20 protein-coding genes and 2 pseudogenes are annotated in these 26,589 nt (G+C 62.4%); 5 read left to right on the top strand and 17 right to left on the bottom strand.

Going from position 1 to position 26,589, the window contains the following annotated elements; all coding sequences use genetic code 11:
- Nucleotides 1-7: 7 nt before the first annotated feature.
- From murB to CNE_RS31595, 8 genes are all read right to left on the bottom strand, one after another.
- Nucleotides 8-874 (bottom strand): UDP-N-acetylmuramate dehydrogenase, encoded by an 867-nt coding sequence (gene murB, locus CNE_RS31610; protein WP_013958797.1) that lies wholly within the window; start codon nt 872-874, stop codon nt 8-10.
- Nucleotides 849-2,582 (bottom strand): carbamoyltransferase C-terminal domain-containing protein, encoded by a 1,734-nt coding sequence (locus CNE_RS39770; protein ID WP_013958796.1) that lies wholly within the window; start codon nt 2,580-2,582, stop codon nt 849-851. The genes murB and CNE_RS39770 overlap by 26 nt, the downstream gene beginning before the upstream one ends.
- Complete coding sequence (locus tag CNE_RS39765) at nt 2,579-3,178, bottom strand: HAD family hydrolase (RefSeq protein WP_080569629.1); 600 nt, start codon at nt 3,176-3,178, stop codon at nt 2,579-2,581. Before CNE_RS39765 ends, CNE_RS39770 begins: the two co-directional genes overlap by 4 nt.
- A 46-nt stretch (nt 3,179-3,224) precedes the next feature.
- Nucleotides 3,225-3,491, bottom strand: coding sequence for a hypothetical protein (locus CNE_RS43180; RefSeq protein ID WP_158310033.1), 267 nt, complete (start codon nt 3,489-3,491; stop codon nt 3,225-3,227).
- A complete protein-coding gene (locus tag CNE_RS41250; protein WP_148271737.1) occupies nt 3,488-4,033 on the bottom strand; it encodes a hypothetical protein in 546 nt (181 codons plus the stop codon). The genes CNE_RS43180 and CNE_RS41250 overlap by 4 nt, the downstream gene beginning before the upstream one ends.
- A 93-nt stretch (nt 4,034-4,126) precedes the next feature.
- The gene (locus CNE_RS31600) at nt 4,127-5,086 is read right to left on the bottom strand and encodes an IS5 family transposase (protein ID WP_013958792.1); all 960 of its coding nucleotides are present in this window, start codon (nt 5,084-5,086) and stop codon (nt 4,127-4,129) included.
- A gap of 101 nt (nt 5,087-5,187) precedes the next feature.
- On the bottom strand, nt 5,188-5,664 hold the full coding sequence (locus CNE_RS43175; RefSeq protein ID WP_148271736.1) for a hypothetical protein: 477 nt from the start codon (nt 5,662-5,664) through the stop codon (nt 5,188-5,190).
- 1,217 nt (nt 5,665-6,881) lie between these two features.
- On the bottom strand, nt 6,882-7,820 hold the full coding sequence (locus CNE_RS31595; protein ID WP_041228993.1) for a LysR family transcriptional regulator: 939 nt from the start codon (nt 7,818-7,820) through the stop codon (nt 6,882-6,884).
- Between the two features lie 160 nt (nt 7,821-7,980).
- Between CNE_RS31595 and CNE_RS31590 the strand changes: the two genes are divergently transcribed.
- The 3 genes from CNE_RS31590 to CNE_RS31580 all read left to right on the top strand — a co-directional run bounded on the left by CNE_RS31590 (nt 7,981) and on the right by CNE_RS31580 (nt 10,909).
- Nucleotides 7,981-8,985, top strand: a complete 1,005-nt coding sequence (locus tag CNE_RS31590; RefSeq protein ID WP_013958788.1) for a tripartite tricarboxylate transporter substrate binding protein — start codon at nt 7,981-7,983, stop codon at nt 8,983-8,985.
- Nucleotides 8,986-8,997: 12 nt separating this feature from the next.
- Nucleotides 8,998-10,080, top strand: coding sequence for a maleylacetate reductase (locus tag CNE_RS31585; RefSeq protein WP_013958786.1), 1,083 nt, complete (start codon nt 8,998-9,000; stop codon nt 10,078-10,080).
- A gap of 304 nt (nt 10,081-10,384) precedes the next feature.
- Nucleotides 10,385-10,909, top strand: coding sequence for a hemerythrin domain-containing protein (locus tag CNE_RS31580; RefSeq protein WP_049800699.1), 525 nt, complete (start codon nt 10,385-10,387; stop codon nt 10,907-10,909).
- Between the two features lie 82 nt (nt 10,910-10,991).
- Here CNE_RS31580 and CNE_RS31575 read toward each other — a convergent pair whose 3' ends face one another.
- The 3 genes from CNE_RS31575 to tnpA all read right to left on the bottom strand — a co-directional run bounded on the left by CNE_RS31575 (nt 10,992) and on the right by tnpA (nt 12,818).
- A complete protein-coding gene (locus tag CNE_RS31575) occupies nt 10,992-11,240 on the bottom strand; it encodes an alkyl sulfatase C-terminal domain-containing protein (RefSeq protein ID WP_013958784.1) in 249 nt (82 codons plus the stop codon).
- Between the two features lie 98 nt (nt 11,241-11,338).
- Complete coding sequence (locus CNE_RS31570; RefSeq protein WP_148271735.1) at nt 11,339-12,592, bottom strand: IS256 family transposase; 1,254 nt, start codon at nt 12,590-12,592, stop codon at nt 11,339-11,341.
- Complete coding sequence (tnpA, locus tag CNE_RS39755) at nt 12,543-12,818, bottom strand: IS66 family insertion sequence element accessory protein TnpA (RefSeq protein ID WP_080569628.1); 276 nt, start codon at nt 12,816-12,818, stop codon at nt 12,543-12,545. Before tnpA ends, CNE_RS31570 begins: the two co-directional genes overlap by 50 nt.
- 605 nt (nt 12,819-13,423) lie before the next feature.
- Here tnpA and CNE_RS41240 point away from each other — a divergent pair.
- Nucleotides 13,424-13,837: pseudogene (locus CNE_RS41240) on the top strand (aminotransferase class I/II-fold pyridoxal phosphate-dependent enzyme); the annotation flags it as partial.
- Between the two features lie 318 nt (nt 13,838-14,155).
- Here the strand turns inward: CNE_RS41240 and CNE_RS31560 are convergent.
- The 4 genes from CNE_RS31560 to CNE_RS31545 form a co-directional block, all read right to left on the bottom strand.
- Nucleotides 14,156-15,157, bottom strand: coding sequence for an NADP-dependent oxidoreductase (locus CNE_RS31560; RefSeq protein WP_013958781.1), 1,002 nt, complete (start codon nt 15,155-15,157; stop codon nt 14,156-14,158).
- 5 nt (nt 15,158-15,162) lie between these two features.
- Nucleotides 15,163-16,032, bottom strand: coding sequence for an alpha/beta fold hydrolase (locus CNE_RS31555; RefSeq protein WP_041229179.1), 870 nt, complete (start codon nt 16,030-16,032; stop codon nt 15,163-15,165).
- Between the two features lie 121 nt (nt 16,033-16,153).
- On the bottom strand, nt 16,154-16,942 hold the full coding sequence (locus CNE_RS31550) for an SDR family NAD(P)-dependent oxidoreductase (RefSeq protein WP_013958779.1): 789 nt from the start codon (nt 16,940-16,942) through the stop codon (nt 16,154-16,156).
- Nucleotides 16,943-16,995: 53 nt separating this feature from the next.
- Nucleotides 16,996-18,078 carry an alkene reductase gene (locus tag CNE_RS31545; protein WP_013958778.1) on the bottom strand — a complete coding sequence of 361 codons (1,083 nt, stop codon included), beginning with the start codon at nt 18,076-18,078 and terminating at the stop codon, nt 16,996-16,998.
- 131 nt (nt 18,079-18,209) lie between these two features.
- Between CNE_RS31545 and CNE_RS31540 the strand changes: the two genes are divergently transcribed.
- Nucleotides 18,210-18,890 (top strand): TetR/AcrR family transcriptional regulator, encoded by a 681-nt coding sequence (locus CNE_RS31540; RefSeq protein WP_013958777.1) that lies wholly within the window; start codon nt 18,210-18,212, stop codon nt 18,888-18,890.
- Between the two features lie 208 nt (nt 18,891-19,098).
- Here CNE_RS31540 and CNE_RS31530 read toward each other — a convergent pair.
- Nucleotides 19,099-20,569, bottom strand: a pseudogene (locus CNE_RS31530) (ISL3 family transposase).
- A 220-nt stretch (nt 20,570-20,789) separates the two neighbouring features.
- Nucleotides 20,790-26,297, bottom strand: coding sequence for a trifunctional serine/threonine-protein kinase/ATP-binding protein/sensor histidine kinase (locus tag CNE_RS31525; protein WP_041228990.1), 5,508 nt, complete (start codon nt 26,295-26,297; stop codon nt 20,790-20,792).
- Nucleotides 26,298-26,589: the final 292 nt, after the last annotated feature.

The following is a 26,589-nucleotide window of genomic DNA, read 5'->3' as shown; positions in this document are numbered from 1 at the left end:
AACGGGTTTACAGAATCTTCTGCTCTACCTCTGTCTCCACATCGAAGTGCCGCCTGATCTCGCGTTGCATGAATGCGATTAGCGCACAAATATCACTCGCACATCCCGGCCGCTTGACGACGATGAACCCCGGGTGCTTGGCTGAGATTTCAGCCGTGCCGATGGAGCGCCCCTTGTGACCCATCCTCTCGATCATTTCGCCAATCCTGAGCCCATGCGACGGCCGTTTAAATACGCTCCCGGCGTTGGGTTCTGATCTGGGAAACCGTTGCCGTCTCAGCGCCAGATTCGACAACCGCTGGGCACGCAGGAATTGGGGGGCGGCGTCACGTAACCGAAAGTATGCGCCCAGCACCACGTATGCCTCGTTCTGGAAGATGGACGAACGGTAACCCCATCCACATTCTGCATGGCTCAACTCGATCACTTGCCTGGCGCGAATGGCGTATACGCGCACCGCCTGAACCACGCTCGCTATGTCGTGGCCGAACGCGCCGGCATTCATGACGATTCCCCCGCCAACTGACCCCGGGATGTTTCCAAGGTATTCAAATCCGGCCAGACCGAAGCGCTCACAGGCCAATGCGACCCGATGCAAGCTCGCGCCAGCATCGACATAAAGCAGGTGCTCCTCCAGCCGCTGCAGCGAACTGAAGCGGCGGCCGATTTTCATCACCCGGGGGTAATGGGATCGGGCCAGGATCACATTGCTTCCATGCCCGAGAATCGGAAAAGGCGCTGCCCCGCTTCTCTCGAACATATCGACCACATCTTCCACGCAGTGCGGCAACAGCAATTCTTCACACATGGATATAAGGCGATACGAATTGGCGTATTCGAGATTGACATCATGCGAGATTTTCCGGGCATCCATGGCGATCGTTTTTCGTTAACAGGTACGGGCCGAGCGCCAGCGTACGAAGTCCGGATCGTGAGAAGACCGAAACGGCATCTGCGGGCGTCTCGACGATAGGTTCGCCATGGATATTGAAGGACGTATTCAACACGGCAGGGATGCCGGTGAGGATATGGAAACGCTGGATCAGACGGTAATAGGATTCATTGTCTTCACGCTGCAGGATCTGCGCGCGGCATGTCTTGTCCTTTGGATGAATCGCAGCCGCGAGCAACTTGGCCCCTTCCAACGTCGTATCGAACGAGATCATCATGTGTGGCGAATGCGGTGGCGCTTTGGTCGACAGGAGTCGATCCACCCCGATGTCCAGCACCGACGGCGCAAACGGCATCCAGAAATCACGCGACTTGATTGCCGAGTTGATTTCCTGAAGGTTGCTGAGCGAACTCGGGTGGCTGAGGATCGAGCGGTTGCCCAGCGCCCTGGCGCCAAATTCCGCGCCGGATGCGTATCGGGCTACGATCTCTCCTGCCGCGAGCAGTTCGGCGACCGCGTCATCGATACTTTCCGGTTGCGCAACCGTCACGTCTGCGCCCTTGAGATCGCCAAGCGCAAGCTCGAACTCATCGGGTCCGTATCTTCTCCCGCAATAGATATTGCGCATTCCGCCCTCGGGCGTTATGCCGAATCTCGACGATAGCGCCCAAGCCGCGCCCAGGCTGTTGCTTTCGTCGCCGCACGACGGGATGACGTAAAAGTCCCCGATCGACGGATGCTGGCTAAGACGCTGGTTCAGTTTGACATTCATGAAAGCGCCGCCGGCTACGGCAAGCTTGTCGGTTCTTAACTCACGGGTAACATTCAGCGCCCAGTCGGTCACGAATTCCTCAAAGAATATCTGCAACCCGGCCGCCAACTCATCGAAGCGGCGCCGCTTCAATTTCTGTTCCAGGAATTCGGGCTGGAGCTCGCTCGGCGGTATGCCTTCCGCCCGCCGCCATGCGAATTCCCCGGCCGCAGATTGCTTGAACATGGCGGAAAAGAATTGACTGATTTCCCGTGCCCCGTCGCTGGAGGTTGCATAGGGGGCGAGTCCCATCAGCTTGTATTCGTGCTCCAGCGGCACGAACCCCAACAGATAAGTCAGGTAGCTGTACAACTGGGCTACCGAGTCGTCGCGAGGTATATGGCATTTCGCAGTCAGCGTGTACCCTTCGCCGACAAACACGGATCCCGACGCTCCATCGCCCTGACCGTCGCAAGTCAGGACCGCACAAGGTCCCTGATCAAAATGGCCGCGGGAAAAGTACGTCGCGGAAGCATGGCACGTATGATGATCCACGAATTCGATCGGCCCGGCATATCCGGCCGCCCTGAGCCGCGCCGAGCGATCCACCGGGTCTTTCGTTGCGTCGAATGATTCAATCGCGGTGTCGCGAGCCTTGGCGGGACGAGTGCCTCGAAAGAGATGGTCGAATACTGCCATCACTTCCTTCCTGTCACGCATCGCCTCATTCCGAAATTTCCGCGTACTGAATGCAACAGTATCGACATCCGACCAACTCAGGCCAGCAAGATCCAGAATCTCATTGGCGGCATATTTCGGAAACCCGCCTTGGTTCTTTGTCCTAGTATATCGTTCCTCCTGCAGGATTCCAAATATTCTTCCATCTCTAATCAATGCGGCGGAAGACGTATGGCCATCATGAATCCCGATAATATTCATCGCCGAAGGCTCCATTTTTTTAAATCGCTAAGGAAATCGAAGTGATCGACATACCGATGAACATAGAAGCCGTATTCTTTTGCAGATTTTATGTTTTCATCGTCATCATCGACAAAAAAAAATGAATCATGAGCGACTTCTTGAAATATATTGGCCACGCGCGCGTATATGCGAGCATCTGGTTTTTCTACACCGACCTCGAACGAGAGAACCGCATGCTGGCAGAGCGAAGTAAGATCATAGCGTTCACACAACGCCGACCAATGCTCGCGGTTCGTGTTCGAGCAAAAAATGATGGGATAAGCAGCGACGATGGAACGAATGCTCTCCAGCATCAACTCGTTCGGCAGAAAATGACTAGACCAGTCGGACAAAAATTCATCGTACGTTCCGGTCCATGAATAATCTGAGACGAGCGAAGTCCAAAGCTGGGACACCGCCGACGCTCCCGTTCCGATTCCGCTACCTCTGATCGTCTTCAAAAGCGCTGCTTCATCTGGCGCGCGTTTCATTCGTGAAATAAGACGTCTCAGCAACAGCGTATTATCATGAAAGATGATTACGCCCCCAACATCAAACACGAAGATCTTGGGCAAAGGTCGTCCTCCATGAATTTTCCAGCACAAGAAATACCCGGAACCATTACATTAGCAGCTGCGCTCGTCCATCCATTGAATTAAATTCCAAATTCTTGACATGAACGTTGAATCCTTTCTCTCTCAATTCGAGTGGCAGATGCTCGTAACCTCGCGCGATTTGATGCGCATTCTTTATCCTCGATATATTTTCTGTCTGTATCGCCGCAAGTAATAAGCTGGTGCTGCCACGAATATCGTTCGCACTGACATCATTCGACACCAACGACGTGACACCATCGACGATAAATTCCCTATCGGAAACAATTATCACTTTCGCACCGAGTTTGACGAACTCTTGTAGATGTTTCTCCCCCGAAAAACCTTGTCGTAAAATCTGACTTGCCGGCCAGATTTTATAGTTGCGGCAACGACCAGCGGAATGGCGTCCGTCGGGAATCCCGGGTAAACATCGGCAACGACATCGAATTTATTTTCCCTGGAGGCGGAGTCTACGGAAACGCTGATTTTGTCAGCTTCCGAAGTGGTCGAGATTCCGAGCTCCGAGAACGTATTCGTTAGGCAGCTTACGTCAATCGGTGATTTCCACTCAATCACCGATGAGGTGTTCGAGATTATTGAGTATGCCATGATGGTTGCAATATGAATCCGATCAGTCGGCACCACGTGCGCAACACTCTCGCCCGGATATCCGCCGATCGAAAGTGAGCGATCTCCCAATAGAATTATTTCACACCCGGATTTATTAAGGAAATCTATTACATCCATAATTTCTGGCTCTATTGCAGCATTATTGATGATGCCGTTTCGGTTCGATGAAGTAAGAAATATGATCGCTTGCAGGGTCGCGCCCACCGACGGAAAGGGTAGAGTAACTTCATGAGCCCTCTGCTTGGCGTTGTTGCATAAATCGAGATTGAAAACAGGGGCTCCTCGGTGAGGCTGAACTCAGGCGATGCGGACGGATTGCGGGCGAGCGAGTGCGACCATGCGGTTGAGCACGCCCGCACGGATGGCCACTTCGGCGGCCTGCGACCCGATTTCGCGTGCCCACAGACTGTGTCCCGTCAGCGTCTTGAGGCGGTACATCAGGGTCTCGGCCAGCGAGCGCCGGTGATAGCCGCTGGCGGCTTTCCATTCGCCTCGACTGCTCTTCTCGATGACATCGATGGCGTCGTTACGCCAGGCTGCGCCCGGCGTACTTTCGGACCAAGGCTTCGCTCCATCGCGTGGTGGAATCGAGGGCCGTGCACCTCGCGCGGCAATCTCCGCGTGGCACGGCTTGCTGTCGTAAGCGCCGTCGCCTCCGATGGTATCGATCGGTGTATCAGCCGGGATCTGGTCGAGCAGGTCGGCCAACACTTCGCCATCGCCAACGTCCTGGTGGGTCATCAGTGCAGCACAGATTTGGCCGGTGTTCGCGTCCATGGCGAGATGGACCTTGCGCCAAGTCCGGCGCTTGGACCAACCGTGCTTGCGAACCTTCCACTCGCCTTCGCCGTAAAGCTTCAGCCCAGTGCTGTCGATCACCAGATGCAGCGGCTCGCCCGTACGCGAGGCGGGCAGCACGACGTTCAGATTCTGCGCGCGGCGGCTCAAGGTCGTGTAGTTCGGCACTGGCAACGTTGGGAAGGCCAGGGTGCGCAAGCTCTGCGCGAAGCCTTGCAGCGCGCGCAGCGGCAGGTGGAACACCTGCTTGAGACCGAGCAGACCCTGGATCAGCGCATCCGTATAGACGAGCGGGTGGCCACGCTTGGACGACTGGGCTTTAGCCGGTGGCACGAGCAAGCTCTCTTCGACCCACATCGTCACGTCTCCTCGGGCTATCAGCCCCTTGTTGTACTGCGCCCAGTTCTTGACGCGGTAGACCCCCTTGGGCTCGGCTTGCTGTCGGTTGTCCTTGCGCATCGTCCCGGAAAAAGTCCAAGACACTACGCCGCTTCGTCAGAAGTTAACAGAGCCAGCGTTCCAGCCGTTGCGCGTAAACGTCAGCCCATCCGACCCCGGATTTATGCAACAACGCCCCTCTGCTTCGTCAGACGTCCGATCAAGCACTCGCCCTCTTTGCGCAATTCGCATCCTAATTGTTCCAGAACGAGCTGATGAAAATCGAAACCACGATCTTTGCCGAATTGACATCCTCCAGGCGGTCCTACCTTTGCGACTCCACATCGAGCGACCACCCCACCGAGGAAAAGCAGTGAATATCGGGAGGCGCTGCTGAGTCGAGGCGGCAGATCGCTACGCCCGAGCGTCGAGGCGTCAATGCTTAACGCGTTGTTCGTTCGCTTCACCGTAACGCCAAGCCACTCAAGAGAGCGTATGACAGCCCGAACATCTTCTAGCTCGCTGGGAACGTTCCTCAACACGGATATGCGAGCAGTGAAGATCGAGGCGATGATTAGGGGGAGCGCCGCATTCTTTGAACCTTGCCCTATAACCGTGGATTGACGATACTTGCTTCCTGATTTCGCCCAAATTTCCATCCCCGTTCCCTTCCTAGCTACGCTGCAATTTCGGTGACGCTCACCAATGAGCGGATTATTTTCCTCGCTGAGTCGAAAATCGATAGGTCGTTAAGTTATGTCTGATTTAATTAACTTTATATCTGCATTTTGCAAAGCTAAAAGAACGCGTAAATACTTCTAGTCCTTGCTCGAAAATTATCCTGCTCGGCCAGCGTCAATATGATGACTGTCTGTTGAAGTGATAGTACGCACCAAATCGAACAAATATAAGCTAGCAATTTTGGTAGGACGGCCGCTCTTGCATTGATGCTGCGAATTCACTTCGTGCAGGAATGGCTTGATCTTAGCCTCGTGGCGCTGGAAGGTGCGCTGATGACAGCATGGCGATGCGCGCGCGTTTGCGGGCATTGCCCTGGCGATCGACACGGTGCCGGAAGCGACCACATCAGTTCAGTGTTCCAGCCCAGCAGCCAAGGCTCAGGGTCGTTGCCGGGCGCGAAGAACACCGCGTGTAGGCGCAAGCATCCGGTAAGCTGGTATCCTCGCAACGCTTGATCTGGGCCCGCACTTCAGCAGGGATTGGCACGGCGTCGACACCCTTCGGCACCTTTCCCGCCGGGCCCGCCAGCAACACCAGCGCGCGCACCAGGTAGGGCCGATCGCTCGCCACGGTGAGGGCGTCCAGTTGCCATGCGCGTGCCCGACGATCACCACGGGCGCTTGGCCGGCATGCTCGATCACCGTCGCGATATCTCCTGCCCAATCATGCGGCGTCTTGTCGCCCAGCGGCCCCGTGCTGCGGCCATTGCTGCGCGGCTCCGGACAGAGCCCACAGTATCCGGCGGACGAAAGCGGCTCAGCCAACTCCGGCATGTCGGTCGCGCCGCGCCCGAGCGATGGCAGCCGTGCGAGCGGTCGCGCATATGGTGAGCACCGGTCGCACGATATCTGATCCTCAACAACGCCTGAGCCTGCAATCGCGTCCGACGTTAATGCCGTCGATGTTCTCGGCAGACGTACGACGGGGGCAGCCGGCGTTCGCGCACTTGAATGCCACCGCCATTGCCAACAGGCCGGAGATATCGGGGGCGGACCGGTGGCACAATCGCTTCGCTCTACGATAGCCCGCTACTATGCCCTGCGGCACACCGGGACGTCATCACTCGTGTGCCTCATTGACGTGGTCTTCCGAACAGTATTTTGCGGAGACCGCGAAAGCCGGCCCCCCGGCCGTCTTACGCCAGCACGGCTTCCCCTGCCATCGCCTGTTGCCAGGTCGGCGGGCTGCCCATGCTGGCGGTCAGGTGGGTGCAGAAAGCCTTCACTTTCGCGCTGGCATGCTGGGTGGCGCGCAGCAGGTAGATGCCGCCGGGCACCTGTGGCAGCAAGCCGTCAAGCGCCAGCTCCACGAGCCTGCCCGCGCCGATATCCGGCCCGACCGACCAGTCGGGCATCAGCGCAATGCCGAGGCCCTGCAGCACGGACAGCCGCCGCGCATCGCAGTCGTCACACTCGAGCGCAAACGTTGCCTCGGCGGCGTGCGCCGGCGTCAGCAGCTCACGCCAGCCGCGCATGCTGGTGCTGTGGCCACGGTCGATCAGGCGGTGCCTGCCGATCTCGTCGGCATGCGCCGGACGGCCATACAGGGCCAGATAGCCAGGCGTCGCGCAGATGATGTAACGCTGGCTGGAGATGCAGCGGGCAACCAGCGAGCTGTCGGCCTGCTGGCCGACGCGGATCACGACATCGAACCGTTCGACCACGGGATCGACGATGCGCTCGGTCAGCGCCAGCTCCACCGTCAGCCGCGGATACTGGGCGTACAGCGCGCCGAGGTGCGGCACCACGTGGCGCCGGCCGAACGCGGGCAGGCACGCGACCCGGATCAGTCCGCTGACGCCCTGCTCCAGCGCCGTCACCGCATCGCGCGTATCGCTCAGCTCATGCAGGATGCGCGTGGCGCGCGCGAACAGCAGTTCGCCGGCATCGGTGCGGACCAGCGCCCGGGTCGAGCGCGTGAACAGCGGCACCCCCAGTTCGCGCTCCAGCGTATCGATTTGCCGCGCCACCGAAGAGGCGACCAGGCCGCGCTGGCGGGCTACCGCCGAGAAGCTGCCTGACTGGGCGACTTCGACGAAGATAGACAGGTTTTCCGCGAATCGGCTGAACTCCATTTTTGCAATCTCCGCAAAGGCGTTGCGCAGGCGAACCGGCTTCCCGCACGATGCGGCCCAGTCTAACATCCAGTGACCGATCCCGGCACGTCGGCTTTTAGCAAATAAAGCAAAAGTGGAGCATGCCGGGCATCCCGATCACAGAGAGGAGCAGACCCCAATGGAGACTACCGCAGCAAAGACGATCCGGCGCTTCGCGCTGCTACGGCTGGCGGCAGCGGCGCTGGTCACGGTGACGGCCGCGTCGATGTCCCCCGCCAGTGCCCGCGCCGAAACCTGGCCGGCCAAGCCGGTCACGCTGATCGTGCCCTATGCCGCCGGCGGCACCGTGGACAAGGTGGCGCGGCAGATCCAGGAGGGCCTGCGCAAGCGCCTGGCGCAGCCGGTGATGATCGACAACCGCGCCGGCGCGGGCGGCACCATCGGCACCGCACAGATCGCGCGCAGCGCGGCGGACGGCTACACCATCGGCATGGTGTTCGATGGCTTCGCCACCGAGTCGCATATCTACCCGAAACTGCCGTACGCCTCGCAGAAGGACCTGACCGGCGTCTCGTACATGGTCCGCTCGCCGATGGTGCTGGTCGTTCCTGCCAGCTCGCCGTACAAGACGCTGCAGGACTATGTCGCGGCGGCGAAGAAGCCAGATACCGTGTCGTACGCGTCGGTCGGCGCCGGCAGTTCCAACCAGCTGGTGGCCGAACTGTTCCATGAAGCCGCGGGGACCAGCGGCACGCATACCCCGTACAAGGGCGGCGGCCCGGCCATCAACGACCTGCTGGGCGGCCATGTCGATTCGATGATCGCCAGCCTGCCGCTGGTGATGCCCTACGTGCAGGCCGGCAAGCTGCGCGCACTGGCCGTGACAGCCGCCCAGCGCGACGCGCGCCTGCCGGGCGTGCCGGCAGTGGCGGAGTCCTACAAGGGCTTCGAGGCCTATTCGTGGGTGGCGATGATCGCGCCGGCGCGCACGCCGCTAAACGTCCTCGGCAGGCTCGCCGCCGAGGTCAACGCCACGCTGCGCGATCCGGCCATCGGCAAGGTACTCAGCGACGGCGGCTTCGATGTCATCGCCGGCGACAGCGCCCAGGCCAACAAGCTGATACGGGAAGAATCCGTCCGCTGGGGCCGGCTTATCAAGTCGCGTCATATCGTCATTGAATAGGTGCCTGGCATCATGCAACCCTTTATCTACCAGACCCACCCGCAGCGTATTGTGTTCCGTGCCGGCGCGCTCGCGACGCTCGGCGCCGAAGCCGACACCCTGCACGCACGCAAGCTGCTGGTGCTCTGCACCCCCCAACAACGCGACCTGGCCGAGCGCGCCGCCGAGGTGCTGGGCGCGCGCTGCGCCGGCATCTTCGATGGCGCTGTCATGCACGTGCCGGTGGAGCAGGCGCGGCTGGCGCGGTCCTGCGCGGCGGAACTCGGCGCCGATGCCGTGGTGGCGATCGGCGGCGGCTCGACCATCGGGCTTGGCAAGGCCATTGCCCTCGAATCGGACTTGCCCATCCTTGCCGTCCCGACGACCTACGCCGGCTCGGAGATGACGCCGATCTACGGCCTGACCGAAGGCGGCCTGAAGCGTACCGGGCGCGATGCACGCGTGCTGCCGCGGACGGTAGTCTACGACCCCGACCTGACCCTCGGCCTGCCGGTGGCGATGAGCGTGACCAGCGGCATCAACGCCATTGCCCACGCCGCCGAAGGGCTGTACGCGGGCGATCGGACGCCCGTCAGCGACTGGATGTGCCGGGAAGGCATCGCGGCGTTGGGACGTGCGCTTCCGGTGATCGCGACAGCCGGTGGCGAGCGGGACAGCGCCCAACTGCGCGCGGCCAGGAGCGATGCGCTGTATGGCGCCTGGCTCTGCGGCGCCGTGTTGGGCAGCGCCACTGTTGGCCTGCATCATAAGCTGTGCCACACGCTTGGCGGCAGCTACAACCTGCCCCATGCCGAGACGCACACGATCGTGCTGCCGCACGCGCTGGCCTACAACGCGCCCGCGGCACCCCAGGCGATGGCGGCGATTGCCGCCGCGTTGGGCCGCCCTGACGCCACCGGCCCGCAGGCGGTGTTCGACCTGGCTGCTTCTTTGGGTGCTGCCGTGGCGCTGCGCGATATTGGCATGCGCGAGAAGGATCTCGACCGCGCCTGCGAACTGGCGCTGCTGGCGCAGTATCCGAACCCGCGGCCGCTGGCCCAGAGGGAAATCCGGCAGCTATTGGACGATGCATTCCACGGCCAGCGGCCGGGCTGAAATGCGCCCTTGCGCGCCCTACTCCAGCCCCCCCGAGCCGCCATTTGCGCACTTCCGCATCAGCGCTTAGCGCTTAGCGCTTAGCGCTGCATTGATCTGCGTCAGACTCAAATCATGCAGGGAAACTATTGTGTCACTGAGGGCCCCGCGAGTCCCGATATCGTATCGGACTCAACGGTCTGCTTGCCCAGCTTCCCAGGAGGGCGCCATGGCCACCCCGCTCGTCACCTCGCTTCCGACCTCAGCTTCCGCCGCGCTTTCCACCCCGAGCCCGACACCGCTTGCCGCCTAGCATAGCGACCATATCCATTTCGCCTCACTGCTCGACCTGCTGGAAAAGCAGGTCAGCAACTTCCATCAGGGCGAGCAGCCCGACTACGGCCTGATGGCCACGATCATCCAATACCTGCGCAGCTATGGCGATTGCGTGCACCACCCCCGCGAGGATGTCGCCTACGCCCTGCTGGTGGAACGAGATCCGGGCACGCGGATCATCATCAGCCGGTTACTGCAGGAACATCGCGTGATCGCCACGGTCGGCGCGGAATTGCTCGACCGCCTGCGTGAAGCCCAGAGCGAAGTGGTCACCTCGCGAGCGGCACTGGAAGCGGCCGCCGCCATGTACCTGGTGTACTACCGCAACCATCTCTCCACCGAGGAGAAACAGGTCATGCCGCGTGCCGCCCGGTTCCTGACTGAAGCGGACTGGGCGGAGGTCGCCGCCACCGATCCGGCCAGTGCTGATCCGCTATTTGGCGCCAATGTGCAGAAGCGCTTTGCGACCTTGCGCAAACAGATCGACAGCGAAGCGAACGCGTCCATGCACTGAATCCGGATCGCTTCGCGGAGCGGGCCAAACAGGCTGTGGCAATGCAATCATCCGGCAGGTTCAGGCCATCATGGTTCTGAAATCATGAACCAGAAGTCGAACTTGTCGAACAGGGCGAGCAGCGGAATTTGTCCCCGCGATTGCCATCGAAGGTCACCTTGCCGCTTGCTGTCAGTTCACGCAGCTTCAGCTTGCCAAGGGCGATGTCGTCAAGCGTGTCACGGTCGAGCGTGATGTTGGCATCGGCATTCTGCAGCGTCTTGCCTTTTCCGTAGTCGTGAAGTGTGGCCGCCGCGATGAAGGCGGTGTCGGCGGTCAACGTTTCAGGCACAGCCGGCTGGTCATGGTCTACGCGCTTGCGCCACAGGCCGAAGGTGCTGACCGCGGAGGTGTCAGGAATTCTGTGTGCTGAGGTCGGTTAAATAAATCTCAGCGTAGGGCGTTGGTGAAGCGGTCACCGAAGAGAATGGCGAACTGGTTGGCCGCTTGTTTCCAGGTGATGGGCGGCATCTTCCAATCTTTCTCGATGTTGCGCAAGGCCAGGTACAGCAGCTTGCTGGCGGCTTCGTCGCTGGGGAAGTGGCCCCGGTTCTTGACGATCTTGCGCAACTGCATGTGCATGCTCTCGATGGCATTAGTGGTGTAGATGATTCTGCGCACTTCCGGCGGATAGGCGAAGAACGGGATGACCTGTTCCCATTGGCGGCGCCACATGTCGGCCACCGTGGGGAATTTCCGGCCCCAATCGCTGGCGGCGAACGCCTGCAGCGCGCCGGCGGCGGCGTCGGCCGTGGCAGCCTGGTAAATCGGCTTGAGCGCGGCCGCCAGGCCCTTGCGGTCCTTCCAGCTCGCCAGGTTCAGCGAGTTGCGGATCAGGTGGACGATACAGGTCTGGATTTGTGCGCCCGGGTAGACGGCCTCGATCGCTTCGGGGAAGCCACGCAGGCCGTCGACGACGGCGACCAGGATGTCGTCCAGGCCGCGGTTCTTCAACTCGTTGAAGACCTTGAGCCAGAACTTGGCGCCCTCGGTTTGCTCGATCCACAGCCCGAGCACCTCCTTGCGCCCGTCGGCGCGGATACCCAAGGCCAGGTAGACGGCCTTGTTCCTGACGGTGCCTTCGTCGCGGATCTTCAGGCGCAGCGCGTCGAAGTAGACGATGGGGTACATCGCCTCCAGCGGGCGCTGCTGCCATTGGTCGACCTCGGCCAGCACTTCGTCGGTGATGGTGGAAATCAGGTCAGGCGAGACCTGCAGCCCATACAGTTCCTGCAAATGGCCCTGAATCTCACGCACGCTCATCCCGCGTGCATACATGCTGATTACGTGGTCGTCGAAGCCGGACAGCCGGCGTTGGTACTTGGCGACCAGTTGCGGCTCGAAGGTGGCTTGCCGGTCGCGCGGAATGTCCAGTTCCAGCTCGCCGTTGGGCGTGATGACGGTCTTTGCACTGCTGCCGTTGCGGTGATTGCCGCTCTTGCCTTGCTTGGCCTCGCTGGCCAGATGGTGCGTCAGTTCGGCGGCAAGCATACGCTCGGCCAACTGCTTCTTGAGCAGGCCGGCCAAACCTGATTCACCGAGAATCGACTCGGCGTCCTTGTTCTGTACCTGAGCCAGCAGTTGATCGATCAACTCATCCGGAAACAGCTTCGGCGCGCTTGATTTCTTGCTCTTCTTGGTCATGCTTTTTGTTTCGGTCATAAGGGCGTTTCTTTCGATATCGTCTCATGACCTCAACACACAAGAAATCTGACAGGCTCCTGACCGCCAGGCCATGCTGCCGGCAGAAGGCGCGGATGCTCAGCCAGCTATTGTTCCACTGCGCCACCATCTCCCGCCAGAAGGCTTCGTCATGCCGGTAATACCTCGTCCCTTCGTGTCCGTCACTGCCATCTCGTTGCTCGGCCACCGCTTCACCCCCATATACCGTGAAGCCGCTACCTTCTCATCGCTGTTCCCGCCTCGCCAGATGGGTTCCGCTGACGCTTACGGCATAGATGTGGAATAACTTTCACGAATGTGAAATTATAAAGAGGTGACACCTCACGCGGCGCGCCTGACAGCGAACGTCATCGCATTGCTCAGCCGAATCCTGTCCATAGGATCGCCCCGCGCCGGCCGGGAGGGTGCAAAACGACTGACCGATGGGTTGGGGAAAGGTACAAAATCGCTTCAAGCGTTGGCCGGGGGAACAACTTCTTGGGTCTTCCGCAATTTGTGTGACGACGGTGAACTGGCGTAGAGGATCTTGTCGCCTGGAACGGCCGTCGCCACACAAATTGCGGAATACCCGGTTATACAGACATCACCACATCGCCTCCGGTCACATATGGCGCTAGACGTTATCCGGCGAAACCAGCTCTTCTCGAGTAGCGGGCTGTCTTTCCGCCTCTGTCATGGTCTTCGATGTCCCCGTGGTTTCGGGAGGGCCGATATAAAGCGACTTGCGTCCGGTCTCAGGATGTGTGCGCACTATCGCGTGCACCGCCGCCGGCTCCTTGGCTCTCCCCCGGTCCCACCGGCGTGTCGATGACGCTGCCGCGGCGTACCGCCTTGCTGGACTGGGCCGAAGCCGCCGGCGGCTGGATCCTGGAGGATGACTACGACGGCGAGTACCGCTATCGCGGCCCCCCCTTGCCAGCCCTTAAAAGCCTGGACCGGCACGAGCGCGTGGTCTATTGCGGCACGTTCAGCAAGGTCCTGTTTGCAGGGCTGCGCTTGGGTTATGTGGTCGTGCCGGACAGCCAGATAGCGGCGTTCACGGCCGCCTGCCGACGCTCGCTGCACGGTGGCTGCCCCGAACTGATGCAGGCCGTGGTGGCCGACTTCATCGAGGAGGGGCATTTCGCGCGCCACATCAAGCGCATGCGGGCTCTCTATGCGAAGCGCGGCAACTTGTGCGCCGTACCGGCCCCGAGCGTCTCTGGCGGGCCGAAACCACGCGACGAAGCGCGCCGGCTACAGCAGCCGGCTAGGAAATTTCGAAGATGGCGTCTGCCAAATGTAGTCGACAGACACACACTGATAGTGGCAATGTTTGGCGATCAGCTTCAGATAGGACTTCCACATATCCGAGCAGACGAATTCGACCTTGGCGGCGATCTCGGTGCCGATGAGGGAGGGCAAAGAACTTCTCGAAGCTCTCGGTCGTGCGTTCCTTGCCGACCCACAGCAAACGGATGCAACCAGCCTCGATAGACCAGCGTCAGATAGGGGAAGCTCCTGCACTGTCAACCGTCTGGCAGCTCACTTGACCCTCACGACGACCTTACCCTTGGCGCGCCCCTGGGCCAGGTATTCAAGCGCTTCCTTCGCCTGCTCGAACGCAAATACCTTATCGATCACCGGACGAATGCGTTCCGATTCGAGGAGTCCGCCAATTTCCCAGAGTTGGGCGCCATCGGGGCGCACGAAGAGAAACGAGTAATTAATGTTCCGCTTTCTTGCCAGGCGCATGATCTTGCGGCTCATCAAGCTAAACACGAATGCAAGAAAGAAATTCAGGCGTCGTGCGCGTGCGAACGCGGCATCCAATGGGCCGATGAGCGAGACAATCCTGCCGCCCGGCTTGAGGATGCCAACTGATTTTGCAATTGCGTCGCCCCGCAGCGTGCCGAGCACCACGTCATAGTCGTGCAGCAGCTTTTCGAAGTCCTGCTTCCTGTAGTCGACCACTTCGTCTGCGCCGAGATCGGCAACCATCTGGACATTGCCCGTGCTGGTGGTGGTGCCAACCGTTGCGCCCAGGGACTTCGCCAGTTGAATCGCAAACGTGCCGATGCCGCCCGACCCCGCCGGGATCAACACCTTCTGACCTGCTCGAACGTTGGCGCGCTCCTTCAATGCCTGCCACGAGGTGAGCCCGACCATCGGAACGGAGGCCGCCTGCACAAAATCGAGCCTGGCCGGCTTTAACGCGGCAACGCCTTCGGGCACCGCCGCGAATTCGGCGAGCGATCCCCTGCCCAGATCGAAGAGGCTGGCGAACACGGCATCGCCCGGCTTGAAACGTGTCACGTGGCTGCCGACCTCCACTACCACGCCGGCAATATCGCTGCCCAGCGTCGCCGGTAGTTCGAACTTCAGGACGGGCTTGAACGTTCCCGCCGGGATCATGTTGTCGATGGGGTTCAACCCCGCCGCGTGGACCTGAACCAGCAGGTCATCGGGCTTCAGTGTGGGGCGCGGAACATCGGCGAAGCCGATTTCGGGCGAATTGCCATAGCGTTTGAATGTGAGAGCCTTCATGTTGCTCAATGCCAATGTGGGGTGAATGCCGCCAGGAACGCCAGCGCCTTCGGCACGAAGTCCGCGTGGTATTGAAAGATGCTGCCATGCCCCGCGTCTTCGTAGATGACCAGCTGCGCATGGGGAATGCGGCGGGCCATGTCGCGACTCAGTGGGGTGGGCACCATGATGTCGTTGTCGCCATTGACAATCAAAACCGGCATGTGCAGGCCGGCGAGGTCCTGCGGTACCTGCTGGCCCCAGGCCTTGATCGCTTTGAGCTGGCGAAGGAAAGCGCGAGGCGTCGGTCCCTTGTCTCGGCCGGCGCGGCGTTCCTTTAGCCTGTTCAGGAAGGCGCCTGCTGCCTGCCGGCTGTTTTCCGTGGCGGTGAAGAATAGATAGGTCTTGGGGTCATGTCGTGTCAGCAAGCCCTTGAGTATGAGCGGCCACGACACCGGACCGACATGGTCGATACCTTGACCTCCCGCGGGACCCGTGCCGGTAAGGATGAGCCTGCGCACCAACCCCGGAGCCTTCAGCGCCACGTCCTGCGCCACGAAGCCGCCTAGAGAAAAGCCGAACAGGTCTATCTGTTCGAAGCCCATCGCACGAATCACGGCGATGGTATCGCGCGCCATTTCGTCCACCGTCACCGGGGCGGTTCCGCCGGACAAGCCGATTCCGCGATAGTCGATGGTAATAACGTGATGCTCACGAGCCAGGCCATCGACGATTTGCGGGTCGAAGTTGTCTAGCACGGCGCCCCAGTGATTGAGCAGAACCAGCGGGACACCGCCACGGTGTCCCAGTTCGCGGTAAGCGAAAGTGGTTCCAGCCGCGCTGACCAGGTTAGTCGGGACATGGACATAAGTCGTCTGCAGCGCTTTAAGGGGCATGGTCCTCACATCGTTGGTGTCGAGGTTCTGTAAGTTTGTCATCGGGTTACCTGTGAAGCCTGAGTCCGGCGTGTCGGTCGCTAAAGCCATGCCTCCCCGTGTAAGACAGAATCCGCAGTGGTCAGGCTTCCGACCGATAGCGATCGGCCGCGCGGGCTTGCCGAATATCCGACATCAGCCCCTGGCGCGCGCCATCCAGTGCATCCCAGCGCCCGGCCACATGCAGCGGCGGGATGGTGACCAGTTCGCGGCGATCGAAGCCAACCAACGCTGCATCGACCAGTTCGTCCACTTCCATCACCTCGGGAAGCATGTTGACGTCGATGCCGGCGCGTCCCCAGATTTCAGTGCGGGTCGACGCCGGAAGCACCGCCTGCACATAGACGCCGCTTGGCGACAACTCGAGATTCAGTCCTTGCGACAGGAACAGGACAAAGGCCTTGGTGGCGCCGTAGATAGACATGCCGAACTCGGGCGCGAAGCCCACCACCGAGCCAATGTTGACGATCGCGCCGTTACCTGACTGCACAAAGCGCGGAGCCACCGCGGCCGCGAGCCGCGTGAGCGCCGTGGTGTTGAGCGTGACCAGGCGGTCGATGCCCTCGGCGCTCTGCTGCAGGAAATCGCCCGACTGAGCCATCCCGGCGTTGTTGATCAGGATGCCAATGCGAGAGTCGTCCCTCAGACGAGTCTCGACCACGGCCAGATCCGCGGGCTGGGTCAGGTCGGCCTGCAGAACGTCGACGCTCACACCGTTTTCTGCACGCAGGCGCGCGGCCAGCGTATCGAGGCGCGTCTTGTCGCGAGCAACCAGCACAAGGTTATGGCCGCGACCGGCGAATCGCGCGGCGTAGGTTGCCCCGATGCCGGAAGAGGCGCCGGTGATGAGAACAGTCGGAAGCGTGGTCATGAGTTGATTCCTTTGCAATAACGGTTCGGACGTGGACACGACCGGCACGCGCCTCAAGCGGTGATGGTCGGATAGTCGCTGTAGCCAGCAGCACCGCCACCGTAGAGCGTGGCGAGATCGGGCTGGGCCAGCGGAGCGCCGGTCTTCAGGCGTTCGACCAGGTCGGGGTTGCTTATGAAGGCACGGCCGAAGGCGAACAGGTCTGCCTTGCCCTCGTTGAGCCTGGCGGTGGCGAGTTCCAGGTCGTAGCCGTTGTTGGCCAGGTAGGTTTGCCTGAAGCGACGGCGCAGTGCGTCGTAGTCGAACGGCGCGACAGCGCGTGGGCCGCCGGTCGCGCCCTCGACCACGTGCAGGTAGACGATGCCCAGCGCGCTGAGCTGATCGGCGATGTAGTCGTACTGTGGCTGAGGATCGCTGCTCGAAATCCCATTTGCCGGTGACACGGGCGAGATGCGCACACCGGTGCGATCGGCGCCGATTTCTTCCACCACCGCCGTGACGACTTCCAATAGCAGGCGCGCACGATTCTCTATCGAGCCGCCGTAGGGGTCAGTGCGCTGATTGGCCCCGTCTTTGATGAACTGCTCCAGCAGGTAGCCGTTAGCACCGTGGATTTCCACGCCGTCGAAGCCGGCGGCCAAGGCATTGGCCGCGGCTCGACGAAAGTCGTTAACGATGCCCGGCAATTCGTTGAGCTCGAGGGCGCGCGGCTGCGACACGTCGACAAATCCGTTGTTGACAAAGGTCTTCGTCGCGGCGCGGATGGCCGAAGGCGCGACCGGCGCAGCGCCGTCAGGCTGGACATCGACGTGCGAAACACGGCCGACGTGCCAGAGTTGGGCGAAGATGCGTCCGCCCTTTGCATGTACAGCCTCGGTGACCTTGCGCCAGCCGACCACTTGTTCGGGTGTGTACAGGCCCGGGGTGTCCTGATAGCCCTGAGCCTGGGCTGACACTTGAGTGGCCTCCGTGATGATCAGGCCGGCCGAGGCGCGCTGGGCGTAGTAGGTCGCGGCCAGTTCGCTAGGCACCAGCCCCGCGCCTGCCCGGTTGCGGGTCAGCGGTGCCATGACAATGCGGTTCGCGAGCGCCAGGCGGCCAAGGGCGTAAGGTTCAAAAAGAGTCTTGTCGTTCATATTGCCTTAGCTTCCAGGGTGGGAACGGTACCAATGATGACGATCATAATCTAAAGTGTCAATCTTTTGATTACGATTGACATCAATGTATGATGAAGCCTTCGCAGACATGAATCGACAGTGGTCAGGAAATGAAGATCACCAAGGCACAGGCACAGGCCAACCGGCAGCACGTGGTCGAGACGGCGTCCCAGCTGTTTCGGGAGCGCGGCTACGATGGGGTTGGCGTTGCCGATTTGATGGCCGCCGCCGGCTTCACGCACGGCGGCTTTTACAAGCAGTTCCGCTCCAAGGCCGACCTTATGGCGGAATCGGCGACCTGCGGCATCGCGCAGACCGTCGCGCTGAGCGCGGGCGTCAACGCGCCGGAGTTTGTGCGGTACTACCTTTCCCGCGAGCACCGCGACAAGCGTGGGACCGGCTGCACGATGGCCGCACTGGGCGGGGATGCCGCGCGTCAGCCGGAGGCAGTTCGGGCCACGTTTGCGGCGGGCATTGAGAGCCTGCTGGCTGCACTGAAACCCGATGGCACCGCGTCGGACGGTGCCGATCCGGGGCGGTTGCGTGCCCAGTCCCTGGACATACTGGCGCATGCGGTGGGCGCCATTGTCATGTCCCGGGCGTGTCCGGACGACTCGCCGCTGGCCGACGAAATCCTGAAGGTTTGCCGCGACGAGATTCTCGCCTCACTGCGCGCGGCCGCGACAGCAAGCGCTTCTTCGCTTGAGCGGAGTGCCTCTAGCATTCAGCAACCGGCCGATCCGCAGAACGCTAATGGCGGCGGCAAGCTGCCCACCAGGACGGCAACGTAGTCCAAATAGGCGGACTCAGCCTGCGCAGAGCCAAATTTCGTGACAGAACCGTGAAGCGTAATAAGGATGGGTCTTCGGCACTTTGTGTGACGACGGCGACCTTGCGTTGGAGGATGTTTTAGCGTGGAACGGGGTCATCTCCGGCGCCCACCACCATTTTTGATGACCATGTGGGCGAGTCTGGTAGCCTTGTGCCGGCCGCACGGTCTCAACCGCCTGCGATGGCGATCGGAACCCGCAACCGCAGAAGCTCGATGCTCGCGCGGCCATACATCTGACGCTTGAGGAACTTGAGCCGGTTGACGTGACCCTCGGTCTGGCCATTGCTCCATGGCAGTTTGAAGGCCGCCCGCACAGCCGGTAAGTCGGCGCGCAGCTTTGCGCGAATCTGCGCATTTCCACAGCGTCGCAGCGTGACAGACGCTTTAGCCATCGATCGAACTGCCGCGGACTTCGCCGGTGCATGAGTCCGAGAAACTCCCGCGCGAGGCTGCGAACTTCGCCCACCACGGGTTCGTTCTTGCAAAGCGCCTGCACGAAGCGCTCGTGGTCGGAGCTCTTAGGTTCCTCGATGGCGAGCTTCCTCCATCCGACGAGCCATCCGAACACGCGCCTGGCCTGAGATGGGCATCCAAAGGCGTCGGACCTCGCGCCCTGGGTGCACGCTCGGGGAAGGCCCCCGCAGTGATGAAGTTGCGCACGGTTCGATGGTCGATTGAGAGCTCTTGCCCGATTCCTTTCATCGTGCCGCCCTGGGCGTGTAGCGCCATCACCCGCTCGTACAGCTCCAGCCGCGAGGCGCGTCGCTGATCGCTCAGACGCTGCCATGACCACAGTGAGTTGCGGCTCAGCTCCCGCTGCCGGCCCAGGGTCACGCCACGGACCTCGACTTGCTGCGCGGCTTGGCGCAGTTGCGGTCCGAGTCGGCACAGCAGTCTCTCGACGTTGTCGCGCAGGTTGCACAGCAGATGCCAGCGATCGGAGGCTTGCCTGGCTGCCGGCAGCGCGATGTCGACCGCCTCGGAGTAGGCCCCGGCCCCGTCCCTGGCGACGATCTCGATCGATGAGCGCGCACGCACCCACGCGGTCACCGCAGTTGTTCCCCTGCCGGCAAACACTTCGATCGGCTCACGTCGCTCCAAATTGACGATGATCGTTCCGTATTGATGACCGCGGGCAATCGCCCAGTCATCGATGCCGACGACCCGCGGTCGTGGTTTGCGCTTGCGCCCAGGAGCTCTTCGCAACTCCCGCAGCACGGTGTCGGCACTGGTGCGCATGCCCAAGGCGTTAGCAAGCCGGGCTGCCGCCTCACCACCGAGGGCGTGGCCCAGCGCGTGCAACGCCCGAGCCTGCGATCGCGTTCGACGTTGATGCCGACCGGCCAGTGCGTGGATGTTCTCGGCAAACGTACAACGCGGGCAGCCGGCGTTCGTACACTTGAAGCGACGCACCTCAACGGCGAGTACGACCCGCTGCTCGAGCATAGGTCGTTCTTCCAGACTACGCACATAGCTGCCGTGGAGTCGGCTACTCTAACGACGGCAGGCAGGACAATGTGCCGCACGAACCGTACTGCGGGCTTCGACGGTGATGGTCCCCCCTCGCGCGTCGCTGGAGACGACGCGCTTACCCACACGGGCGAGAGTACGATCGATCCCACCGAGAACTTGGCTCATGGTAACGATCAACGTGGGGCCAGATCGGCCCGAGATCAAGCCCTCGACGCGGCCGTCACAAAAAGTGCGGAAGACCCAGAATTACTTCGTTCTACGGCAGCCAACCGGATTGGCGCCCCTTTTCCGGGCCGTGGTCGCGCGCCAGCGCGCACCAAGCACGCATGGGGAGCTCCGGTAGTCTGAAGGCTTGGCCTCCTCTCGCATGGCAGACTGTGTCGGTCTACTCCTGCCTAGCCGGCAAAGCGAACTGGAACACCGACCCGCAAGGCGAATTTGCGCTCGCCCACAGCCGCCCGCCATGCGACTCGACCAGCGACTGACAAATCGCCAGGCCCATGCCCAGACCCTGCGCCTTGGTGGTGTAGAAGGCATCGAACACCCGCTCCATCACCTGCGGAGCCAGCCCGATGCCAGCGTCCTCCACGGCGACCCGCACTGTCTGGGGTTTCGCGCACAGTGACCGGATCACGAGTTCCCGCGGCCGGTCGGCCACTTCTGTCATCGCCTCGATGCCATTCATCACCAGGTTCAGCAGCACCTGCTGCAACTGTACCCGATCACCCGCCACCAGCGGTAGCCCGGGCGCGAGCTCGGTCCGCAGCAGGATCTGATGTCGCGACACCTCGCCGCTGATCAGCGTGATCGTCTCTTTGACCAGCTCGTTGAGGTCAAGTCGAACCGTTACCGCGGCCGTCTTCCTCAGCAGCCCCCGCATTCCCTCGATCACCGCGCTGGCCCTATGCCCGTTCTGGACAATGCCCTCCACCGCCTCCCGCACCTCAGCAAGATCGGGGGGCTGGCGGCCGAGCCAGCGCAATGCTGCACTGGCGTTCGCGACAATGGCCGCCAGCGGCTGACTCACCTCGTGGGCGATCGAGGCAGTCAGCGCGTTCAGCGTGGTCACGCGCGCGACGTGGGCGAGTTCGGCCCGCGCCTGGTGCAGCGCCTGCTCGGCGCGCTTGCGCTCGGTCAGGTCGAGCACGAAAGACACCCCCTGGTCCACCCCATCCTCGAAGTTCGCAGACCCGAGCAGCACGGGCACACGCCTCCCATCCTTGCGGACCAAGTCCTTCTCGAACGGCGGCACAGTCCCCGCCACGCTGAACGCAGCCAGGGGTGCACCGGGCGCCTGCGCTGACGCAGGCATCAGGTCCGCCCATCCCAGGCGGCCCGAGCGGAGATCCTCGCGGTCGTAACCCGACATGCGCAGGAACGCGTCGTTGGCCTCCAGAATCCGGCCATCGAGTTGCCAGATGCAGATGCCGATAATGTTGGCTTCGACCAGACGCTGGATCTTTGCTTCGCGTTGCTCGAGATCGCGATACAAACGGCTGTTCTCCAGCGCGGTCGCCGCCTGCGAGGCCACCAGCTTCAGCACCGCCGCCCTGGCCGGCACGAAGACGCGTGGAGCCAGGCTGTTCTCCAGGTAAAGGACGCCGATCAGCTTGGCCTGAGTGAGGAGCGGCAGGCACAGAATCGAGCGGGCGCGATGCAGCCGAATGTAAGGATCGACGGAGAACGGCCCCTGCGCCTCGGCATTGTCCAGCACGACGGTCTCGCGGCTGCGCAAAACATGGTGAAGGATCGATAGCGGCAGCGCGGTGCCGGGCACGCTCTGGTCGTGCAGTTGCACGGTGATGGCATGGCCGCAGGTGGTCGCTTCGGCCGCAATGCGCAGCCCGGCACCCTGGTGCAGGATCAGCAGGCCTCGTTGCGCGCCGGCCTGCTCGATTGCGGTACGCATCAGCGTGTCGACCAGCTTGTCCAGGAAGATTTCACCCGACACCGCCTGCGAGACGGCGATCACCGTGGCGAGGTCCAGGTGTTCGACAGAAGCGCCGATCGTCCGGGTCGAAGCAGGTGCCGACTCTTCTTCGCCGAGTGCCGGATATAACCCGTCGAGCTGCCGCACCTTGCCCTCGGCGCCCCAGCGGCGATAGCCGTGACGGGCATCCCGCAGATACACCCACGCTATCTTCTCGAAGCCCCGCGCCGCATAGAATCGTGCCGCCAGCTCGTTAGCGAGTGCCTGGTTGTGGATAAAGTCGTTGTCGCGCGCGGACAGGATGGCCTGTTCGTACAGGCGCATGGCGTCGGCCTCGCGCCCACCCATACGGGCGATCTCCGCACCGATCAATGCAGCCCGGTTTTCGAAATTCCCCGGACAATGCTCGGCCCAGGCCTGCAACTGGCGGTGGTGTCCAGCCAGGGCCTCAAGGTGCCGGACCCGGTCTGCCGCAGCGACCGCATCGCAGCAGGCCGCCCGTGCCAGCGCTGCATAGAAGTGGTATTCCGCCTGCTCGAAGAATGACGGTGAGGTCCAGAGCAGCGGCCGGGCGCGCTCCGCCGCCGCAATCGCGCCGGCATGGTCGGCGGCAAAAAAGCGCGCCTGCAGCTTGCGGATCCAGTACCAGCAGGTAACGAGTGCGAGGCCCCGATCCTGCTCCAGATGCCGCTCGAACCGGTCTTCGTCGAACCCGCTATCGTTGAACGAGCCGAAGACCGATGTCAGACCACGCAGTGTCCGGGCAAGCTGGCGTTGCGGGGTAATGCGGTCAACAACAAGACCAAACCCCGCTTCGCGCGCGAAGGCGATCGCAGCTTCGGCTTCGCGTTCCATATCGGCCAGCGGCGCGCCGCTGGCCAGCAGGTGCGTAATGAGGTTGTTGCTGGTGAAGGCCGCAAAGGTGCGGTCGCCCTGCTTGTTGGACAGATCGAAGCCGCGCCGCACCAGGCTGCTCGCGTCGCGGATCGGATGCGTCCATTGCAGGACGTGGCCGCCCACGACTTGGTAGACGCGGGCCTTGAACCGGTCCAGCCCGCGCTGGTCCACCAGGTCCAGGCCCAGCTTGCCGAAGCGGTATCCCGCCGCGTAGTCGCCCGATTGCGGCGCCAGCACCATGCTGAGCCAGGCATAGCCAAGGCACGACGCATCGCTGTTGCCATGTTCGAGACTCAGGTTCGCCATCCGGCCAATCACGAGCGCACGCAAGTTCTCGTCGGTGTACCAGGCCGGCGGCATCAGCGCGGTCAGGACGTCCATGGTCCCGACTGCATCGGGGTCGGCCATGCGCGGCAAGTCAATCAGCGCATCGATCGGCCGGTCCCCGATCTGCCGCCACATCCGCGCGTACTCCTGCTCTACCTCCGCCTTCGCAGGGTGCGCCGACCATTCCACGCCAGCCCGACGCAGGTAATCGAGACCGACCTCGACCGCACGGCCTCTCTGACCGAGGGCCATGAAGTGCTCCAGTCGCAATTGGGTCACCGCGGCCAACTCAGGGAGGCCGACCACACGGCTCGCGAGGTCGGCGAGGCGTGGCTCCGCCGCCCCCGAGGCACCGGTAAGGAATTCGCATGCGGCCCGTTCGAACGCCAGTGCAAAGGCAAGCGCGTGCCGGCATTCCCAGGCATCCGCGGGCAACAGCGCCGCGCCCGTGGCCAGATAGGCCAATGCGCTGGCGTAGGCCGTCGATCCCTTGGCACGCTGGCCGGCGAGCAGGTTCAGCTCGGCCAGCCGCCACCTCTCCTCGGGTGCGGTAATCAGTGCGGCACCGCGATTGAGCTGGCCAACGATCTCGAAGACGCGCTCCGCAAGCGCTTCCTGGGACGTGTGCGCGGCAAGCCTGCGCCCGATCGCAAGGTGCGCCGCGGGCCGCGCGGCTTCGGCAATCAGCGCGTAGGCCGCCTCGTGGACTCGGTCGTGCGGAAAGCGATAAGTCTCCTCGCGCCGCAACACCAGGCCGCCCTGGACCGCCTCCCACAGCGCCGCATCCAGCGTCCCTTCACTGCCGCCCAGGACCATGGTCATGATGCCTACCGCGGCTTCGTTGCCAAGACAGGCGAGCTGCTTCAGCGCTTCCTGGGTCGCTGCGGGCAGGCGGCCGAGCTTGCCGAGCATCAGGTCCACCACGTTGTCGGTGAAACCCTTGGCGCGGATCTGTCCAAGGTCCCACGACCAGCGCGCCTCGCGATGATTGAATGCAAACAGCCCCTCTTCCGCCAGGGCGGTGAGGAACTGGATCGCAAAGAATGGATTGCCCGCGGTCTTCTCGTGCACCAGTCTGGCGAGCGCCTCGCCGCGCTCCGGCGTGCAATGCAGGGCATCGCCGAGAAGCCGGCCGACATCGTCGCGCCCTAGGCTCGTCAGCATGATCTCCCCCACGCTTGCCCCGCCCTGGCGGATGGCCGTCAGTCGCGCCAGCAGCGGGTGCCCGGGCGTGACTTCGTTATCGCGATAGGCGCCGATCAGCAGCAGATGCCGTACCTCCGGCTGGGTCGCGAGATGCTCGAGCAGGTCCAGTGTTGCCGCGTCCAGCCACTGCAGGTCGTCAAGGAAGAGCGCCAGCGGATGCGCAGCCTGCGCAAAGACGCCGATGAGGCGGCGGAACACGAGCTGGAAGCGGTGCTGTTCGTCGCGCGGCGGAACTTCCGACATTGGCGGCTGCGGGCCAAGGATGAGCGCCAGTTCCGGGATGAGCGGCACCATGAGCCCGATGTTCGGGCCCAGCGCCTCGGCCAGCGCGGCGCGCCACGGTGCCAGTTCCGCCTCGCTCTTGCCCAGCAGCGGGCGTACCAGTCCCTGCAGCGCCTGCGCCAGCGTTGCATAAGGGATGTCCCGCTTATACTGATCGAACTTGCCTGAAGCGAACAGGCCGCGATGCGGCACCAGCGCACGGTGCAACTCGTGCACGACCGAGGTCTTGCCGATACCCGAGTAGCCGGACACCAGCACCAGCTCCGGCGCGCCCCCGGACACCACGCGGTCGAAGGCGCCGAGCAGCACCCCAATCTCGCGATCCCGACCGTAGAGCCGCTCCGGGATCATCAGCCGGTCCGGCAGGTCATGCTCGCCAGGCGCGAACGTGTCGATGCGCCCCCGGCTTTCCCATGCGGCCAGGCAGCGCCGCAGATCCGCCTCCAGCCCGCCGGCCGTCTGGTAGCGCTCCTCCGCCGTCTTGGCGAGCAGCTTCATCACCACGGCAGAGAGCTGGACCGGGCTCGCCGGTACCCGCTCGGCCGGCGCCATCGGCTGCCGGGCGAGGTGGCAGTGGACCCAGTCCATTGGGTTGCCAGCGGAGAACGGCAGCGTTCCCGTCAGCATCTGGTAGAGCGTCACGCCCAACGCATAGAGATCGCTGCGCGCATCGACCGACCGGTTCATGCGGCCGGTCTGCTCAGGCGCCATATAGGCCAGCGTGCCGGCGATCTCGTCTGGTTGCGTCGGCGCCTGTGTCTCGCGCAGCAGCCGCGAAGCCAGCCCGAAGCCGGTGAGTCGCACCGCCCCATCGGCCTGGTTCACCAGGATGTGTGCTGGCTTGAGGTCCTTGTGAATGAAGCCGCGCTGGTGGAACTGGCCAAGGGCCCCACTCATGGCAATCGCCAGGCGCAGGAAGCGGCCAGCCTCCATGGGGGTGCCCATCAGGCGATCGAGCGGCTCACCGCCGGGATCCTCCAGCAGCAGGACCGTCCGGCCATGTTCGCGCACCAGTTCCAGGGGCCGGGCGGCCCAAGCGGGGTCCAGCGCCTCCTTCAGGCTGAATTCGTGTGCCAGGCGCCCGAGATTGGCAGGCATCGGATGCTCGGTCGCGAGCCACAAGGCCAGCACCGCCTCGCGCTGGCCATCGGCAGCGAGGCGCCAGCCCCGACCCAGGACGCGTTCGCCGTCCTTCCACAAGACCTGGAAGCTGACGAGACGGTCAGCATCGAAACGAAAAACTGAATGCATTGGCTGATTTTTAACGGCTTCCTTCAACAGCCGTGCAGTGTAGATGGAATGGTCGCCTCTAGCCTCGGCGAATCGCATACGAAAATAAAATTGTCACGACTTGCGGGTCGCCGCCCCGAGGATCTGGCCAGGGAGTTCGAACCGACGGCCCAGACGATCTGTAGCCCAAGCGGAACGCGATGCCGGACTTCGTCAGGACGGTCTGACGACGGCCGAGCGCCAGGAACTCACACGGCTACGCCGTGAGAACCGGCAGCTCAAAATGGAGAGGGAGATACTTGCAAAAGCCGCG

Origin of the sequence: Cupriavidus necator N-1 (assembly GCF_000219215.1) — a bacterium.
Taxonomy (GTDB): domain Bacteria; phylum Pseudomonadota; class Gammaproteobacteria; order Burkholderiales; family Burkholderiaceae; genus Cupriavidus; species Cupriavidus necator.
This window is presented reverse-complemented; position numbering and strand designations above follow the sequence as displayed.

What these genes read in the sequence shown, in the direction of transcription:
- murB (WP_013958797.1), bottom strand. Translation starts at nt 874, where the DNA reads ATGGATGCCCGGAAAATCTCGCATGATGTCAATCTCGAATACGCCAAT.
- CNE_RS39770 (WP_013958796.1), bottom strand. Translation starts at nt 2,582, where the DNA reads ATGAATATTATCGGGATTCATGATGGCCATACGTCTTCCGCCGCATTG.
- CNE_RS31600 (WP_013958792.1), bottom strand. Translation starts at nt 5,086, where the DNA reads ATGCGCAAGGACAACCGACAGCAAGCCGAGCCCAAGGGGGTCTACCGC.
- CNE_RS43175 (WP_148271736.1), bottom strand. Translation starts at nt 5,664, where the DNA reads ATGGAAATTTGGGCGAAATCAGGAAGCAAGTATCGTCAATCCACGGTT.
- CNE_RS31595 (WP_041228993.1), bottom strand. Translation starts at nt 7,820, where the DNA reads ATGGAGTTCAGCCGATTCGCGGAAAACCTGTCTATCTTCGTCGAAGTC.
- CNE_RS31590 (WP_013958788.1), top strand. Translation starts at nt 7,981, where the DNA reads ATGGAGACTACCGCAGCAAAGACGATCCGGCGCTTCGCGCTGCTACGG.
- CNE_RS31585 (WP_013958786.1), top strand. Translation starts at nt 8,998, where the DNA reads ATGCAACCCTTTATCTACCAGACCCACCCGCAGCGTATTGTGTTCCGT.
- CNE_RS31570 (WP_148271735.1), bottom strand. Translation starts at nt 12,592, where the DNA reads ATGACCAAGAAGAGCAAGAAATCAAGCGCGCCGAAGCTGTTTCCGGAT.
- CNE_RS31560 (WP_013958781.1), bottom strand. Translation starts at nt 15,157, where the DNA reads ATGAAGGCTCTCACATTCAAACGCTATGGCAATTCGCCCGAAATCGGC.
- CNE_RS31555 (WP_041229179.1), bottom strand. Translation starts at nt 16,032, where the DNA reads ATGCCCCTTAAAGCGCTGCAGACGACTTATGTCCATGTCCCGACTAAC.
- CNE_RS31550 (WP_013958779.1), bottom strand. Translation starts at nt 16,942, where the DNA reads ATGACCACGCTTCCGACTGTTCTCATCACCGGCGCCTCTTCCGGCATC.
- CNE_RS31545 (WP_013958778.1), bottom strand. Translation starts at nt 18,078, where the DNA reads ATGAACGACAAGACTCTTTTTGAACCTTACGCCCTTGGCCGCCTGGCG.
- CNE_RS31540 (WP_013958777.1), top strand. Translation starts at nt 18,210, where the DNA reads ATGAAGATCACCAAGGCACAGGCACAGGCCAACCGGCAGCACGTGGTC.
- CNE_RS31525 (WP_041228990.1), bottom strand. Translation starts at nt 26,297, where the DNA reads ATGCATTCAGTTTTTCGTTTCGATGCTGACCGTCTCGTCAGCTTCCAG.